Raw genomic sequence first — 15,497 nt, forward strand, 5'->3', positions numbered from 1 at the left:
AGGAGTACCCGGCCGTACCGCCTGGTGAGCGGCGGCGGTCAACGCTCGTGCTCGGCCAGCCCGTCGAACACGATGGTGGTGATCGCTCCGGCGACCGTCGCCGGTTCGTACGCCCCGTCCGGGCGGTACCACTCGACCAGCGAGTTCACCATGCCGAACAGCAGGCGGCTCACCAGGGGCGGCGGCACGTCGTCCCGCAGCGCGCCCTCCGCCACCGCCTCCGCGACCAGCGCGGCGAGGCGGTCGTCGAGCCGGCGGCGCCGTTCCAGCGCCGCCAGCTCCACCTCGCTGTTGCCCCGCACGCGCAGCAGCAGCGTCACGGTCGGCTGGTGCGCCACGAGCACCTCGACGCTGCGCCGCACCACCTCCCGCAGGCGTTCGTAGGCGGTCTCCCCGGTCCTTTCCCGGGACGCCTCGGTCACGACGGTGGTGAGCTCGTCGAGGGCGTCGTCCAGGGCCTGGCCGAGCAGGTCCTCCTTGCTGGTGACATGGTGGTAGATGGCGGGTTTGGTCAGCCCCAGCTCCTTGGCCACGTCTCCCACGCTGGTGGCGTCGTATCCCTTGCGGTTGAACAGCTCCACCGCGGCGCGCAGGATCGCCGCCTGGTCGTAGCCGGGACGGCCTCGCCGCCGACGCGGAGCCGGCTCTGCGGACCCGGTCGTCGTCATCTCTGCAGCATCTCACGCAGGCCGGTGACGGCGGCCCACCGGGCGAACCGGGGCCGCGCGCGGCTCAGCCGAGATGGCCCGCGCCGCGTCTGACCGCCGTCTCAACCCGGCCGTTACCAACCGCTGCGCACAATGCGGGCGGGAGGTGCCCGGTGCGAACGGTGGACCGCGAACACTACGCCGCCCTTCTGCGGCTGGCGTACCTGGTCCTGGACGACGGCGACGCCCCTCTCACGCGTGCCCGCCGCGCCGCCGCCCAGGCGGCCCGGGTCCGGCACGGCGGGTACGAGGCCAGGCGGTCGCGGCTCGTCGCGATCCTGCTCACCGACCCGCCGGCCGGGCGGCCCCGGACGCACCGCCTCTTCTTCGAGCCCGCGCGGACATCGCCGGGACCGGTCCGGGCGGCGTTGCTGGAGCTGTCGCCGCACGAGCGGCTCGCCTACCTGCTGCGCCGCGACGGCCTCACCGCCCCCGAGGTCGCCGCCGAGCTGGGCGCCCACCTCCGGTTCCGGACCGGCTTCCGGGACGTGGACCGCGCCACCGCCGCCGTGGACGACCGGACCGGGCTGGACGAGGCCGCGCAACGGGCCGAGATCGAGGCGTTCGAGCCCGACCTGGTCCGGCTCCGGCCGCCGCCCGCCGTCCCGCCCGCCTGGCGCGCCGCCGTGGCGGCCGTACTCGCGGCGGCGCTGCTGGCCGCCGGTCTGGCCCTCACCCGGCCGGGCGACGTACCCGGCGAGCCCGCCGCGATCGACCCGCGCGCGTGGCAGGCGACCCGCACGCCGACCATCGGCGAGTGGCCCGCCCAGGGCGGGCTGCGGCACGACGCCGGCCTGCTGCGCCGGGCCGCCGACGCCTGGCGGGCCGACCTCCGCCACCCGCCGCTCGGCCGCGTCGTCGTCCTGTACGCCGGGAGGGTGGACGACGCGTCACTCGTCGTGCTGCGCGACTCCTCCGGCCCGCGGGACGCGCCCAGCGTGGCGCAGTACTTCGAACGGCGCCTGTCACGCGGCGTGGAGTCGGTCCGCAGGCTCGGGACGGGCGAGGGCCAGGTCATCATGCTCGGCATGACGTGGCGTTACCTCGTCCCGCCATGGCTGCGGGACGTGCGGGCGGCGATGCCGTCCGAGCGTTCCCCGGACTGGCGGCCGGTGGCGGTCCAGGACGGGCTGAGCGATCCGCTGCCGTGGCACTGGTTCACACCACGCTGCCAGAACTACGTGGCGTTCCGCATGACGTACCGGCCGGACGCCGGCGGACGGCCGCGGACGGTGACGCAGCTCGTCTCGCACAACCCGGGGTCTGCGGCGCCGCAGGTGTCGTTCAGCGACCCGCCGGAACAGAAGGAGCGCTTCCGCTGGGCCGCCCTGCACGCCGTCGCCTGCGAGGCGGCGGCGTCGCTGAGCGAGTCGGGCGACCTGCGCCTGGGCCACCTGTGGAGCGGCGAGCTGCCCGACGGCGGCGGCCGGGCGATGCTGCTGACGGTGGACGCGTCCTCGCCGCGGGGTGCGCCGGGCACCTCGATCCTGATCTCTGACGGCGGGCGTGCGCTGTCGGAACGGGGCAGGACGAACAGCGACACCACCTCCTCCACCGCGACCATGGCCGCCGCCCTGTGGTGGCGTTCGCCCCGGCGCTGGCATCTGGTCGCGGCGGCGGGCCCGAACGTCACACGGCTGAAGGCGACCGGCGAACTGGGCTCCCACGAAAAGGCGGCGGACCGGCCGGGCGGGGCGACCCTGCTGGTCGTACCGGGCCCGCGCGAGGGCGCCACGCCCCCGGAGAAGGCTCGCCTCCCGGTCGTCCAGGTCGTGGCCTACGAGTCGGACGGGGACCGCACGCTCGTCAACCCTCAATGACAGGCGAGCCATGCCATCCCGTGGCAAATCTCGGAGGTCTTCCGGTGGGAGGTCTTCGAGCCCGCACTGAGCGCAGGCAGTATCCCGATGTGAGGGATCACGCCGGTGACAACCTGATCGCCGCCCTCGATCGAGAGCCGAGGCGATCCGCCGGCCGCGCGGGTTCACCGGTGCAGCACGCCACGGCCGTCGCGGACCTCGAACACCAGCTGAGTCTCCGTCTGCCGCACCACCGGGTGAACGGTCACGTGCTCCAGGATGAGGTCCCGCAACTCTCCCGGCGTCGCCACGGCCACGTGCATGAGGAAGTCGTCGTTGCCCCCGACGTGGAGAACCGTCAGGGCTCCCGGCACATCGACCAGCTTGTCGTACAGGTTGTAGACGTGCTCGCGGTTGTGGCTCCCCAGCCGGACCCTGATGATCGCGTGAATGGGGTGGCCGAGCGCGCCGAGATCGAGCCGGGCGTTGATGCTGGTGATGACACCGGACTCCCGCAGCGCGCGTACCCGGTACGCGCTCGTCGACTCGGCGACGCCCACCCGGGCCGCGAGCGCGGCGTTGGTCATCCGGCCGTCCTCCACGAGCGCGGCGAGGATGGCCAGATCGGTGCCGTCGAGAGCCACCGGCACGGGTCGCGTTTTCTTCGGCTGCCGACTCGCCATGAGCCCTCCCGTTGGTGAACCTGCACCGATAGTGGCAGGACGAGAGGATTTCCACAGCAAGTCTTGCGAGAATCTGTGGATCGACTCACCCTCTGGGCATGACTTCGTCCTATCTGCAGCTCGACTCCCTTGCCGTCCACGCCGGGCGCGAGGACCTGGCAGAGCTCGGCGTCCACGCTCCTCCCATCGACCTGTCGTCGACCAGCCCCCTCCCGAGCATCGAGGCGGGAGGCCTGTCCTACGAGGCCATGGCGGGCGGAGGGACACCGAACGCAGAGGGAGGGGCCGTCTACGCACGGCTCTGGAACCCGACCGTGGCGCGCTTCGAGTCAGCGCTGGCACAGCTGGAGCACGCCGAGAGCGCAGTGGCGTTCTCATCGGGCATGGCGGCGATGACCGCGGCGGTCCTGGCGGTCATGAAGGAAACCGGCCGCCGCCGCATCCTGGCCGTCCGGCCCCTCTACGGCGGGACGGACCACCTTCTGGCCTCGGGCCTCCTCGGGGCCGAGGTGACCTACTGCTCCGCGCCCGAAGTCGCCGCCAGCGTCCGTCCCGACACGGCGATGATCGTGCTCGAGACGCCCGCCAACCCGACCCTCGATCTGGTCGACATCCGTGCCGTCGTCGACGCCGCCCAGGGCGTTCCCGTCCTCGTCGACAACACCTTCGCGACGCCGATCCTGCAGAATCCCATCGATCTCGGCGCCGCGATGGTCCTGCACAGCGCGACCAAGTATCTGGGCGGGCACGGCGACGTGATCGCCGGTGTCATCGCCTGCGGCCAGGAGCAGGCGGCGGCGCTGCGCCGGGTTCGCGCCGTCACCGGCGGCCTGCTTCACCCGCTGGGCGCCTACCTCCTGCACCGGGGCCTGGCCACGCTTCCGGTCCGGGTACGTGCCCAGCAGGAGAACGCCCGGCGCGTCGCCGCGTGGCTGGAGACCCACCCGAGCGTCTCCCGCGTTCACTATCCCGGCATCGACGGGGACCCGCAGGGCCTTCTCGGCCGGCAGATGAAGGGCACCGGAGCCGTGATCTCCATGGACCTCCGCGGCGGTTACGCGCAAGCCGAGCACGTCACCTTGGCGACCGGCCTGTTCACCCACGCGGTCTCCCTCGGCGGCGTCGACTCCCTGATCCAGCACCCCGCGGCGCTGACGCATCGGCCCGTCGCCCCCGAGGCCCGCCCCGCCGCCAGCCTGATCAGGCTCTCCATCGGGCTGGAGGACCCCGTGGACCTGATCGCCGACCTTGACCGGGCACTCGCCACGCACCATCCGATCCCCGTACCCGCGACCGCGTCCCACGCCTGAACGAGGCCCGGGCCCGGCGGACGTCGCCGGGCCCGGGCCGGGCAGCCCCCTGCCGCGAGCGGTTCAGGTCTTGACGGTCTGCACCGCGAGGGCGAGGTTCTTCTGCTGGACGCTGCCCCAGGCGTACACGATCGTGTTGCTGCCCGCGGCGGCCGACACGTTCGCCGGCCCGGCCACGACGTTGCCGGTCCCCGCCTGCAGGACCTCCGCCGAGACGGTCCCGGCGGGGAGCTGGGTCTTGGCCTGGTCGGGATTGGACAGGTCGCTGATCACGGTCTTGCCGTTGGCCCTGATGTCGACGGCGGGCGCGGCGGCGATGTGCCGCACGGTCAGCCGGGCCTGGCCGGACGGGACCGCGGAGGTGTCGTTGACGAAAGCCGTGATCATCGGGCTTCCGCTCTGGCTCAGGTGGGCGGTGATCGTGTCGTTGCTCCCGCCGGACACGGTCACGCTCTTGCTGATCAACGGTGTGCCGCTGGGATTCGCGCCCGCCTTGAAGACCTTGACGTCATAGTCGCCGCCGGGCAGTTGCAGCGGTCCGCTCAGGGAACCGGGAGTGAAGTTCGACAGGATCTTCTTGCCGTTGGCGTAGACGTCGACGGTGACGCCGGGCACCCCGTGCAGGACGCTGACCGTCGCCGTCTGCCGGCTGGAGTCCTGGGGCGCGCGGGATCCGTCCGAGGAGGCCGCGACCGCCGGTGGGCCCACCGCCGCGACGACCGCCAGCGCCATCGCCGCGAGGACGACCGCGAAAAGGTTACGCATCGTTGATCTCCGAATCGGTTCGAGATTTCCGGTACTTTCCCTTTGAAGGGCAAACCTCCCCTCAGGAGCGCACGGCCCGGGCCGCCTGCGGCACCCGGGTCAATCACGTGCACACTTTCGCTCACCGAACACAAAATCGCGTTCGCGGCCACAGAGGCCTGCGGCCGGTCCTGTGCGCGGCAGGATGCCGATGCCCCGGGCAAACTTTCATGAGCGTGATTTTCCCGGAACGGGACGGCATCCGGCTTCTGCCCCACCCTTCCCGACGAATATCCAGGTAAGCGAAATAGGTGCCCAAATAAGATGCAAGCGGCGCGGAACATCCCAGATCAGTCCTGTCCGGGGCCGAGGGCTCCGGCCCTGGCGGTGAGTTCGGCCGGGCGTGGGGAGCGTGCGCAGGCGGTGTCGTAGAGGTCCTCGTCGTGCGGGCGCATGTTCCGCTTCGCCTCCGCCAGCCACCCCCGCCGGCACCGCTGCTCCTTCACCTGTCGCCGGGGAAGTCCGCGCGAGTTGAGCATGGCGCCAATGGGGGCGACAGGTCCGTCCATAGAGTCGAAAAAGACGTTGGCAACAGGCCTCCGCTGCCTCACAATGGCGAGGTGCCGCACTTCCAGTGCACTCATTGCAAGCGCACGATCACCCCACTGCTGGCCGAGGTGCCGCTACCGCCGCCGGTCCCTCCGCGCCCGGACGAGTCGTCGGGCAACCGGATCCGATCCCCCCGGATGCCTCCGGGCACGTACGCCCGCAACAGGCATCCGGATGAGTGGGTCCCTGAGCCGACCGGGTTCGTGCTCCACCCCGATGACATTCTCGGAGTGGAACCCCATCCAGATGTATCGCGCTTGTACGGCTGCTGCGGCCTCGCCGGAACCGATGGCCGCCTCAACCTGGTCTGCGCCGGATGCGGGAACGAACTCGCGACCCTCCAGGCCGACTGCTACACCCAGAATCAGGTGACGCTGGACTTCGTCAGGACGATCAGGTCCTACTGCAGGGAGCCGGACTAGGGCGAGACCTCCGGCCTGGTTTCTCGGCCGGCGACCCTTCGGTGAGTGCTCGCGACGACCTGCTCGCGACGACTTTGGTCGCCACGCGCGCCGCGACCAAAGTCGTGGACGGTGTAGACCTTGGCTCGTGTCTGGCGGCATCCCGAGTCCCTCACACTCGACGCATGTGGGGATTCATTGGGGTCATCGTGATGATCCAGGGCTTCGGCTCGGCCATCGCCGCTCTGTTCACTGACGACAAGAAATTCGGCTTCCTGCTGGGGTGGGCGAACGACTACCAGCCGTTCGCCGGCATCGCGGTCGGTCTCCTCGGGATCGGAGTGGCCGTTCTGGGAGAGCGCGGCAAGAGTTCGGATCGCGGCTGACGGCGAGGGCCGGATACCGGTGAGCGCTGGGCCGCGGGGCATCCCGGTGTGCGGCAGGCGCGGCAGGGGCCCTGCTTGAGGGGCGCGACCCCTGCCTTCGATCGAGAGGACGGCGACCGTGCGTCGTCGCACCCGGCCGCCGGTCCGATCCCCTGCCGGATCCGGCGGTCGGCCCAACCCGGGGTCGCCGGCGGGCGTCCCATCATCTGAAGGCGGGTGATGGGTGTGGCGGAGTGGCGGATCGCGGGGTTCGACGAGGTGCGGGAGCTGGGGCGGGGCGGGCAGGGGCGGGTGGTGCTGGCCCGGCACGCCACGGCGGGGACGCCGGTGGCGATCAAGTACCTGCCCGCGGAGGCGGCGCCGGAGGCGCGGGAACGGCTCCGGCAGGAGGCCCGGATGCTCGGGACGGTCACCGATCCGCATGTGGCGCGGCTGTACCGGCTCGTGGACAGCGAGCACGGTGTCGCGATCGTGATGGAGGCCGTGGACGGGGTCTCGTTCAAGGAGATCCTGGCCCGGCACGGGACGCTCGCGCCGGAGGCGGCGCTGACCGTTCTGAAGGGCTCGTTGCTGGGGCTGGCCGCAGCGCATGCGGTCGGGGTGGTGCACCGCGACTACAAGCCCGCCAACGTGGTCGTTCCGGCGGACGGGCGCAGCAAGCTCATCGATTTCGGCATCGCCGGGCATGCCGGGCAGGCCGCGCGGGAGGGGACGCCGTTCTACATGGCGCCCGAGCAGTGGCGCGGCGAACCGGCGAGCCCGGCCACCGACGTGTACGCGGCGACCTGCGTGTTCTTCGAGGCCATCACGGGACGGCGTCCCTACACCGGCGGTCAGGCCACGCTGGAGAGCGCCCACCGCACCGAACCCGTCCCCGCCGAGGCGGTACCCGAGCCGCTGCGTCCGCTGATCGTCCGCGGCATGGCCAAGGACCCGTGGGACCGCCCGGAGGGCGCGGCGGCGTTCGTGACCGAGCTGGAGGACGTGGCCGCCCAGGCGTACGGGGCGGGCTGGGAGGCGCGCGGCGTGCGGCTTCTGGCGGGAGCGACGCTGGCGCTGGCGGCACTGTTCCCGCTGGCGGCCGGCCTCGCCCCGGCCGCGGGGGCAGGCGCCGGGGCGGCCGCGACCGGGACGACGGGCGTGCTGGCGGCGGTCGGCACCAAGACCGCCGTGGCCGTCGCGGGGGCCGCCGTCGTCGGATCGGCGGCGACCGGCGTCGGCGTGTACGAGGCGGCGCGCCCCGACCACGCGCCCGGGCGCGTGTCGCCCGCCGTCAGCACCACGCCGCCAGGCAGACCGATGACGCTCGCTCGGCTGCGGTTAAGCGTCCCACTGGGCTGGACGTCGCGCCGGTTTCGACCGTCTGGAGAGAGCTTCGGCATCACCGTCCCCGGGCGGTGCCGCAAGGCGCTGACGCGCGTCAGCGGAACGGCCTGCCCGGGATTCGAGGTCCTCGACCGTGACAGCATGGGCTGGGGCGGCACCGAACTGAACGACGGCACCTATAAGCGCGGTCAGTACTTCAATCCCGTCAACGACATCAGCGGCTTCTGCCCGGTCGATCCGGAGAAGTACCTCAGCACCAGGCCCGAGCGACTGGTGAAAAAGGGGCTGGCGCCCGTCGGGAACCGTCAGGCCGAGTACTACGAATGGCAGGTCCGCTGCTACGAGTTCCGGGCCAACGGGGCAGGACTCATCCGCTCGAACGTCACGTTCATCCAGCGCACCTGGTTCCTGCCCCGGTCGGTCATCCTCATCGTCGACGACTGGAACGTGAAGGAACTGCCCGGCGTCCTGGCACGCGCCACATGGATCTGAGCGCCCAACCCGCAACCGTTGCAGACGTGGACCGTACGGGGCGGGCACCAGACGTAGCCATCCGGCGGCAACGGGTATACCGATCCGTAGGAACCACCGCTCGGTACCAGGGTGCACGGGGGGAAGGACCGCGACCATGAGCAGCACTGCGGAGATCCTGGCCGGCTACGGCACCATCCGGGATGACCAGGAGGCCTGTTACCGGGATCTGCACCAGCACCCGGAGCTCTCCCATCAGGAGCACCGCACCGCCGCCACCGTTGCCGGCCGGCTCCGTAAGCTCGGCTACCAGGTGCACGAGGGCATCGGTGGCACCGGGGTCGTGGGGGTACTGGGCAACGGCGACGGTCCGGCGGTGCTGCTGCGGGCCGACATGGACGCGCTGCCGGTGCGGGAGGCGACCGGCCTGCCGTACGCCAGCACGGCCACCGGCACGGACGGCGACGGTGACGAGGTCCCTGTGGCCCACGCCTGCGGCCACGACGTGCACGTGGCATGCCTGCTGGGTGCCGCCGCGCTGCTCGCCGGCGGTAAGGGCCGGTGGGGTGGCACGGTGGTGGCGCTGTTCCAGCCCGCCGAGGAGACCGGGGACGGGGCCCAGGGCATGGTCGACGACGGCCTCGCCGACCTCGTCCCCACCCCCGACGTGGCCCTGGCCCAGCACGTACTGCCGACCCCGGCCGGGCGGGTCGGCACCCGTGCCGGGCCGACGCTGTCCGCGGCCGACAGCATGCGCGTCACCGTGTACGGCCGCGGCGGGCACGGCTCGATGCCGCACGCGGCCGTGGACCCGGTGGTGCTCGCCGCGATGATCGTGGTCCGGCTGCAGACCGTGGTGGCCCGCGAGACCCCGCCCACCGAGACCGCCGTGCTCACCGTCGGCAGCATCCAAGCCGGCACCAAGAGCAACGTCATCCCCGACCACGCGGTGCTCCGGCTCAACGTCCGCACCTACAGCGAGGCGACCCGGACCACGGTCCTGGACGCCGTACGCCGCGTCGTCACCGCCGAGTGCCAGGCCTCGAACGCGCCCCGGGACCCTGTTTTCGAGATCTACGACCGCTTCCCGGTGACCGACAACGACGCCGAGACCACCGAGCGGGTGGCCGAGGCCTTCACCGCCTCCTTCGGCGACCGGGCCCGGCCGCTGGCACAGCAGACCGCCAGCGAGGACTTCAGCGACATTCCCGCCGCGTTGGGTGTTCCCTACACCTATTGGGGCATCGGCGGCATCGAGGCGGACGCCTACCGGAGGGCGGCCGAGGCAGGCCGGGTGGCCCAGGACATCCCGACCAACCACTCGGCCGACTTCGCCCCGGTCATCCAACCCACCCTCGCCACCGGCACCCGGGCCCTGGTCGTCGCCGCCCTGGCCTGGCTGGCGGAGCGTGGTTGACGAGGCCGGCCTCGGACGGCGCGGTGAGCGGATCGGCGGTGACCATGACTGCGACCATCAGGAATCGGCCGGCCGGCCGCCGTCCCCGCCTCGGGCCGGTGGCTGCTGGCTCTTGCCCGGCGGGGAGGGCGCGTTGAGGTCGAAGCGAACCCCGACCATGCGGATGGCGAAGCAGGCGGTGGCCGCACCCAGTGCGGCGGGGATGCCGTAGACGCCGCCCTGGACGGTGGCGACGGTGATCGCGGCGCCGACCAGGGCGGGGATCGCGTACAGGTCGGCGCGCAGCACCGAGGGGATCTGACGCAGCAACGTGTCACGCATGGTGCCGCCGCCCACCCCGGTGATCGCACCGAGGATGACCGCCTGCCCCAGGCCGAGCCCGAAGTCGAGCGCCTTGCTCGCCCCTGTGACCGCGAAGAGGCTCAACCCGGCGGCGTCCAGCACGGTGATCGGTAGCGCCAGCCGGTCCAGCCGCTGGCTGAGGAAGAACGCGACCAGCCCGCCCGCGGCGGCCACCGCCAGGTAGCGCCAGTCGCTGAAGGTGGCCGGCGGCAGGGCGCCGAGGAGGATGTCACGGATGATGCCGCCGCCCAACGCTGTGATCATGCCGAGGGTGACGACGCCGACGATGTCCAGGCGGGCCATGCGGACGGCCGTCAGCGCGCCGTTGAGCGCGAAGGCGAAAGTACCGGTCAGATCCAGGGCGAGCAGCAGCGACGCTTCGGCGGCCATGCGATGTGTGTACACGATCGCGCCGCCTTCCGTCCCCGTCCCCGCGTGGACGGCGGCGATCCGGCGGCTTCCTCTAACGGCGGGAGAACTCGGCCCTGACCTTGCTCGACCAGAGGAACGGCTGGGCGCCGAGCCAGATCAGGCCCAGGAGCATGAGAGGGGCGATGAGGGGGGCGTTGTGGTCCGAGTCCAGGTCAAGACCCGACCCTGCCGCCTCGTAGATGGCCACGACCCAGAGCAGGGCCACCAGGCCTTCGACGAGCACGGCCACGGCGATCAGGACACGGCGGGCGGACGGGTCCGTCACCCGTCCGGCGAGCGACGGGTTCACGGCAGCGAAGGCGAGCATGAACGCGAGCGTGCTCAGCACCCAGGAGATCTCGAACCCGATGTTGGGCTCGATGACCGGGATGTCGCCGGACCATCGATACGCGTACACGAGGAGTACCTCCACGTGAAGGCCGCCGAGAATGGCGAACACGAGGGCGAGGACGAGTAACGGCCTGTGCGGCAGGAACCACAGCCCGCACATGAGGATGAACGCCACGGCCACGGGCAGCAGCAGAATGAGCTCGTTGGCGCCGTAAGGCGCCCAGACGAGAGTTTCCTTGCTGTTTCCCCTCCACGGCCCGGCCAGGAAGGCCAGGGTGGCGAGCGCGGTGCATACGAGGGCGGCTCTGATGAGGGCCGTCCGGTGGCGCCGGCGGGGCGGGATGTCGCTGGTGGGCGGGTGGAGGAGCGCGGTGCGGGGCGGCCGGTGAGGGACGGGCGGTCCGACGTCGGCCGCGGTCTCGGCGGTGGCGTTGGCGGGGTCCAGAGCGGCGTTGAGCAGGTCGCGGGCCTGGGCGGGGGAGAGCCGTTCGTCCGGGTTCTTGCGCAGCAGGCCGTTCAGGACCTGTGCCAGCGGGCCGCCGCATCGGGGCGGGGGTGGCTGCCGGGTGGCGATCGCGACGAAGACGGCTCCGTGGCTGGGGCCGTCGAACGGGCGGCGGCCCTCGACCGCCGCGTACAGGGTGGCGGCCAGGGACCACAGGTCCGAGGCCGGGGTGACGGCGTTGCCCTCCACCTGTTCGGGGGACATGTAGGCGGGGGTGCCCAGCACCATGCCCGAACGGGTGATGGTGGCGTCGCCCTCCAGGGCGGCGATGCCGAAGTCGGTGAGCAGGACCCGGTCGCCTTCGAGGAGGACGTTGGCGGGCTTGACGTCGCGGTGGACGACGCCTTGGGCGTGGGCGGCCGAGAGGGCGTCCAGCATCGCGAGCCCGATCGCGGCGACCTGGCCCGGTGGCAGCGCCTGCCGCTCGGCCAGGAGCTGTTCGAGGGAACGGCCGCGGACCAGTTCCATGACGATCCAGGGACGGCCGTCGTCGCCCATCACCCGGTCGTGGACGGTGACGATGCCGGTGTGCCTCAGGCGGGCGGCGGCGCGGGCCTCGCGTTCCATCCGGGCGTACCAGACGCGCCGTTCCTGGTCGGTGACCTGGTCGGGCACCCGGAGTTCCTTGACGGCCACCTCGCGGTCGAGGTCGAGGTCGTGGGCGCGCCACACCGAACCCATGCCGCCCTGGCCGATCCGGCCGAGATTCCGGTACCGGCCCGCCAGTACCCCGTCACCGTCCCAGCCCATGATCGGAATCTACCGGTGCGGAACAGCCGGAAGCAGGCGATCCGGACAACTGCCAGACAACTGTGTCTGTGTGGAGCGCGGGGCGACCCTGCGGGCGCGGGCCGCGACCATGGGTGTGGCCCTGACCTGTGACGGCAACGACCGAGCCGCCGACGTCCGTCCGCTCGTCCGGTGCCGCCGGTCCCGGCCCGCTGGTCGCGGCGCGGGTGCCGCAGGGGCTGGTGGGACGCCGCGGTAGCCGCTTCCGCCGGCTTCTAACTTTCGATGGAGTTCGCGTGCCGGAAACGTCCTTAGGCTGGAAGGACTGTGAACACCACCGCTGCCGCCCCGATCCCGACCACCCGGGCCCTGACCTGGTGCCTGCACCTGCTGATCATCGCCCTGCTCGTACTGGCCGGTGGCCGGGCCGTGGCCGACGGCCGCCCGCGCGCCGGGGTGATCGTCGCCGTGGCGATGGCGTGCGCGCTGGTGTACGCGGCCGGGCCGCTGCTGCCCCGCCTCCACCGCTCCCGCCCGGCCGCCGCCGGGTGGCTGGCCACCGTGGGCGCCGTCTGGGTGGTGCTACTGGCCCTGTCGGCCGACGCGGTATGGGTGGCATTCCCGTTGTACTTCCTCCAGCTCCACCTGCTGCCGCGCCGTACCGCACTGGCCGCCGTGGCCGCGACCGCGCTGGCGGCGATCACCGCCTTCGCCGCCCACCGGGGCGAGTTGAGCGTGGCCATGGCCATCGGCCCGGCCCTGGGCGCCGCGGTCGCCGTCGCGGTGGTGTGGGGGTACCAGGCGCTGTACCGGGAGAGCGAACACCGCAGGCGCCTGATCGAGGAACTGACCGCCACCCGCGCCGACCTGGCGCAAGCCCAGCACACCGCCGGTGTGCTGGCCGAACGCGAGCGTCTGGCCCGCGAGATCCACGACACCCTCGCCCAGGGCCTGTCCAGCATCCAGCTGCTGCTGCGCGCCGCCGAACGGGCGATGCCCGGCCGGCCCGACACCGCCGCCCGCCATGTGGACCAGGCCCGCCAGGCCGCTGTGGACAGCCTGGCCGAGGCCCGCCGCTTCGTCGCCGCCCTCGCACCCCCCGCCTTGGACGGCACCACCCTGGCCGGCGCGCTGGACCGCCTGTGCGCCACCACCAGCGCCCGGCACCGGCTCACCGCACGATTCCACCTCACCGGCGTCCCGGCGCCCCTGCCGACCGCGCACGAGGTCGCCTTGCTGCGCATCGCCCAGTCCGCCCTCGCCAACACCGTTCGCCACGCCGACGCCACCACCGCTGAGGTCACCCTCGGCTACCTCGGCGACCATGTGGCCATCGAGATCGTCGACGACGGCGTCGGCTTCGACCCCGGCCGGCTCCCCGCCCCCGACCCCGAAAGCGGCGGCTTCGGGCTGGCGGCCATGCGCGCCCGCATGCGGGCTCTCGACGGCACCTTGACCGTTGAATCCGCTCCCGGCCACGGCACCGCCCTGGCCGCCCGGCTCCCTCTCACCCCACCCAAGTCCGGGACCGGACCCAAGTCCGGGACCGCACCCAAGGCAGTGGCCGTGGCCCGGCCATGATCGAGGCTCCCATCCGCCTCCTGCTGGCCGACGACCATCCCGTGGTACGGGCCGGGTTGCGCGCCGTACTGGAGACCGAACCCGGCCTGACCGTGGTGGCCGAGGCCGCCACCGCCGAAGAAGCCGTCGCCCGCGCCGCGCGGGACGACATCGACGTCGTCCTGATGGACCTGCGGTTCGGTACGGGGATGAGCGGCGCCGAGGCCACCGCCGCGATCACCTCCCGTCCGGGCGCCCCCCGCATCCTGATCGTCACCACCTACGACTCCGACGCCGACACGCTGCCCGCCATCGAGGCCGGCGCCACCGGCTACCTCCTCAAGGACGCCCCACCCGAAGACCTGGCCGCCGCCGTGCGCGGAGCCGCCGCAGGCCGCACCACCCTGGCCCCCGCGGTCGCCGACCGGCTCGTCCACCGGCTCCGCGACCCCCGCACCGCCCTGACCCGCCGCGAAACCGAAGTGCTCTCCCTGGTCGCCGCGGGCCTGTCCAACCAGGCCATCGGCCAGCGGCTCCACCTCACCGAGGGCACCGTCAAATCCCACCTGGCCCGTATCTACGCCAAGCTCGGCGTCGACTCGCGCACCGCCGCCGTGGCCACCGCAACCGACCTCGGCCTCATCCGCCGCTGACCGGCCCCACCCCGCCGGCGATCGGCCGAGACGGCGCACGGTGCACGGCACCGGACTCGACCTCCTCGCTGCCCGGACCGTGCCCGGCCGGCGGCCGGGCAGCGAGCGGGGGCCGCGGTCGTCGTGGCCGTCGGGGGCGTCGGGGGCCGTCGGGGATCGGCTATCCGTGATCTGAGCTCGGCTCGGCGGTGCCGTCCGAGGCCGTTTCGGTTCTGGTGTAGAGGATCTCGCGGGCCTGTTCCGCTGCGCGGATGAGCCCTTCGCTGACGAAGTCGAGGAAGCGGGCGGCGTTCTCCAGGCGGTTGGCCGCCGGGGTGCCGGACCCGAGGACGGCGACACCCTGCCGTGCGGTCTCGACGAACTGGACGTTGTCCTGGACGCTGCGGATCGTCGACTGGTACCAGAGGTCGTCGTCGACGACGTAGCGCTCGCGGCGGCGTTCGTCGCGTTCCCGGCGGACGAGCTCCAGGTTCACGAGGAACGTGATCGCCTTGGAGATGGACGCCGGGCTGACCTGGAGGCGCTGGGCGAGTTCGGAGGCGGTGAGGCTGCCGGTGTCGGTGGTGTAGAGGCAGCCCAGCACCCGGGCCATCATCTTGGGCAGCCCCGAGGTCATGAAGACGGTGGTGAGGGTCTCCTGGTAGTCGCGCACGGCCTCGGCGTCGCGTCCGTAGGGTTGCGCGGGCGCCTGCGCCCCCCCGGGTGCGGTCTGCCTGCGCCGGTGCGCGCGGCGTTCGGTGGCGCGGTGGGCCAGGTCGGCGCGGTAGCCGGTGGGGCCGCCGTTCCGCGTCACCTCACGCGTGATGGTGGAGGTCGGACGGTCGAGACGGCGGGCGATCTCGGCGTAGGCCAGGCCGTCGGCCAGCCCCACCGCGATCTGCTGGCGTTCCTGCTGGGTGAGCCTGCCTCCCGGCATCACGACCTCCTTCATGCCCCACGGGGGATCCATGGCGCCGCACGGTGTTCCCTGACACCTCCACCATAGCGTTCACCTTCAATGCATTGCAACGAACTGGCCGGCCAGCGTTGCGTTAAACGAGAAGCGGTTGCAATGATATTTATGCTCTCACCTGGAGTGATACTGTTTTAATGC

General features: G+C 72.2%; 14 protein-coding genes. 8 read left to right on the forward strand and 6 right to left on the reverse strand.

The genetic code is table 11. The features are described 5' to 3' along the window. Nucleotides 1-38: 38 nt before the first annotated feature. Nucleotides 39-668: a TetR/AcrR family transcriptional regulator gene (locus IW256_RS36205; RefSeq protein ID WP_197015238.1), complete on the reverse strand. Its 630-nt coding sequence runs from the start codon at nucleotides 666-668 to the stop codon at nucleotides 39-41. Nucleotides 669-820: 152 nt separating this feature from the next. Between IW256_RS36205 and IW256_RS36210 the strand changes: the two genes are divergently transcribed. After that, nucleotides 821-2,527: a hypothetical protein gene (locus tag IW256_RS36210; RefSeq protein ID WP_197015239.1), complete on the forward strand. Its 1,707-nt coding sequence runs from the start codon at nucleotides 821-823 to the stop codon at nucleotides 2,525-2,527. 164 nt (nucleotides 2,528-2,691) lie between these two features. Here IW256_RS36210 and IW256_RS36215 read toward each other — a convergent pair whose 3' ends face one another. Beyond that, nucleotides 2,692-3,156: an Lrp/AsnC family transcriptional regulator gene (locus IW256_RS36215; RefSeq protein ID WP_197015240.1), complete on the reverse strand. Its 465-nt coding sequence runs from the start codon at nucleotides 3,154-3,156 to the stop codon at nucleotides 2,692-2,694. 131 nt (nucleotides 3,157-3,287) lie between these two features. Here IW256_RS36215 and IW256_RS36220 point away from each other — a divergent pair, with 131 nt between their 5' ends. After that, nucleotides 3,288-4,499, forward strand: coding sequence for a trans-sulfuration enzyme family protein (locus IW256_RS36220; RefSeq protein ID WP_197015241.1), 1,212 nt, complete (start codon nucleotides 3,288-3,290; stop codon nucleotides 4,497-4,499). A 63-nt stretch (nucleotides 4,500-4,562) separates the two neighbouring features. Here IW256_RS36220 and IW256_RS36225 read toward each other — a convergent pair whose 3' ends face one another. Then, on the reverse strand, nucleotides 4,563-5,264 hold the full coding sequence (locus tag IW256_RS36225) for a DUF4397 domain-containing protein (RefSeq protein WP_197015242.1): 702 nt from the start codon (nucleotides 5,262-5,264) through the stop codon (nucleotides 4,563-4,565). 818 nt (nucleotides 5,265-6,082) lie between these two features. On the opposite strand from IW256_RS36225, the gene IW256_RS36230 reads away from it, so the two are divergent. From IW256_RS36230 to IW256_RS36245, 4 genes are all read left to right on the forward strand, one after another. After that, nucleotides 6,083-6,274: a hypothetical protein gene (locus IW256_RS36230; RefSeq protein ID WP_197015243.1), complete on the forward strand. Its 192-nt coding sequence runs from the start codon at nucleotides 6,083-6,085 to the stop codon at nucleotides 6,272-6,274. 41 nt (nucleotides 6,275-6,315) lie between these two features. Next, nucleotides 6,316-6,639 (forward strand): hypothetical protein, encoded by a 324-nt coding sequence (locus tag IW256_RS41810; RefSeq protein ID WP_231404069.1) that lies wholly within the window; start codon nucleotides 6,316-6,318, stop codon nucleotides 6,637-6,639. 219 nt (nucleotides 6,640-6,858) lie between these two features. Beyond that, nucleotides 6,859-8,457 (forward strand): serine/threonine-protein kinase, encoded by a 1,599-nt coding sequence (locus IW256_RS36240; RefSeq protein WP_231404070.1) that lies wholly within the window; start codon nucleotides 6,859-6,861, stop codon nucleotides 8,455-8,457. A gap of 136 nt (nucleotides 8,458-8,593) precedes the next feature. After that, nucleotides 8,594-9,853: an amidohydrolase gene (locus tag IW256_RS36245; protein ID WP_197015246.1), complete on the forward strand. Its 1,260-nt coding sequence runs from the start codon at nucleotides 8,594-8,596 to the stop codon at nucleotides 9,851-9,853. A 57-nt stretch (nucleotides 9,854-9,910) separates the two neighbouring features. On the opposite strand, the gene IW256_RS36250 is transcribed toward IW256_RS36245, so the two are convergent. Next, the gene (locus IW256_RS36250; protein WP_197015247.1) at nucleotides 9,911-10,585 is read right to left on the reverse strand and encodes a trimeric intracellular cation channel family protein; all 675 of its coding nucleotides are present in this window, start codon (nucleotides 10,583-10,585) and stop codon (nucleotides 9,911-9,913) included. Between the two features lie 73 nt (nucleotides 10,586-10,658). After that, nucleotides 10,659-12,212: a serine/threonine-protein kinase gene (locus IW256_RS36255; protein WP_197015248.1), complete on the reverse strand. Its 1,554-nt coding sequence runs from the start codon at nucleotides 12,210-12,212 to the stop codon at nucleotides 10,659-10,661. Nucleotides 12,213-12,518: 306 nt separating this feature from the next. Here IW256_RS36255 and IW256_RS36260 point away from each other — a divergent pair, with 306 nt between their 5' ends. Together IW256_RS36260 and IW256_RS36265 are read left to right on the forward strand one after the other, a co-directional pair. After that, nucleotides 12,519-13,772, forward strand: a complete 1,254-nt coding sequence (locus tag IW256_RS36260) for a sensor histidine kinase (RefSeq protein ID WP_307829305.1) — start codon at nucleotides 12,519-12,521, stop codon at nucleotides 13,770-13,772. Beyond that, complete coding sequence (locus tag IW256_RS36265; protein WP_197015249.1) at nucleotides 13,769-14,404, forward strand: response regulator; 636 nt, start codon at nucleotides 13,769-13,771, stop codon at nucleotides 14,402-14,404. Before IW256_RS36260 ends, IW256_RS36265 begins: the two co-directional genes overlap by 4 nt. Nucleotides 14,405-14,564: 160 nt before the next feature. Here the strand turns inward: IW256_RS36265 and IW256_RS36270 are convergent, their stop codons facing one another. Then, nucleotides 14,565-15,320: a helix-turn-helix domain-containing protein gene (locus tag IW256_RS36270; protein WP_197016751.1), complete on the reverse strand. Its 756-nt coding sequence runs from the start codon at nucleotides 15,318-15,320 to the stop codon at nucleotides 14,565-14,567. Nucleotides 15,321-15,497: the final 177 nt, after the last annotated feature.

The organism is Actinomadura viridis (genome assembly GCF_015751755.1).
Lineage (GTDB): Bacteria > Actinomycetota > Actinomycetes > Streptosporangiales > Streptosporangiaceae > Spirillospora > Spirillospora viridis.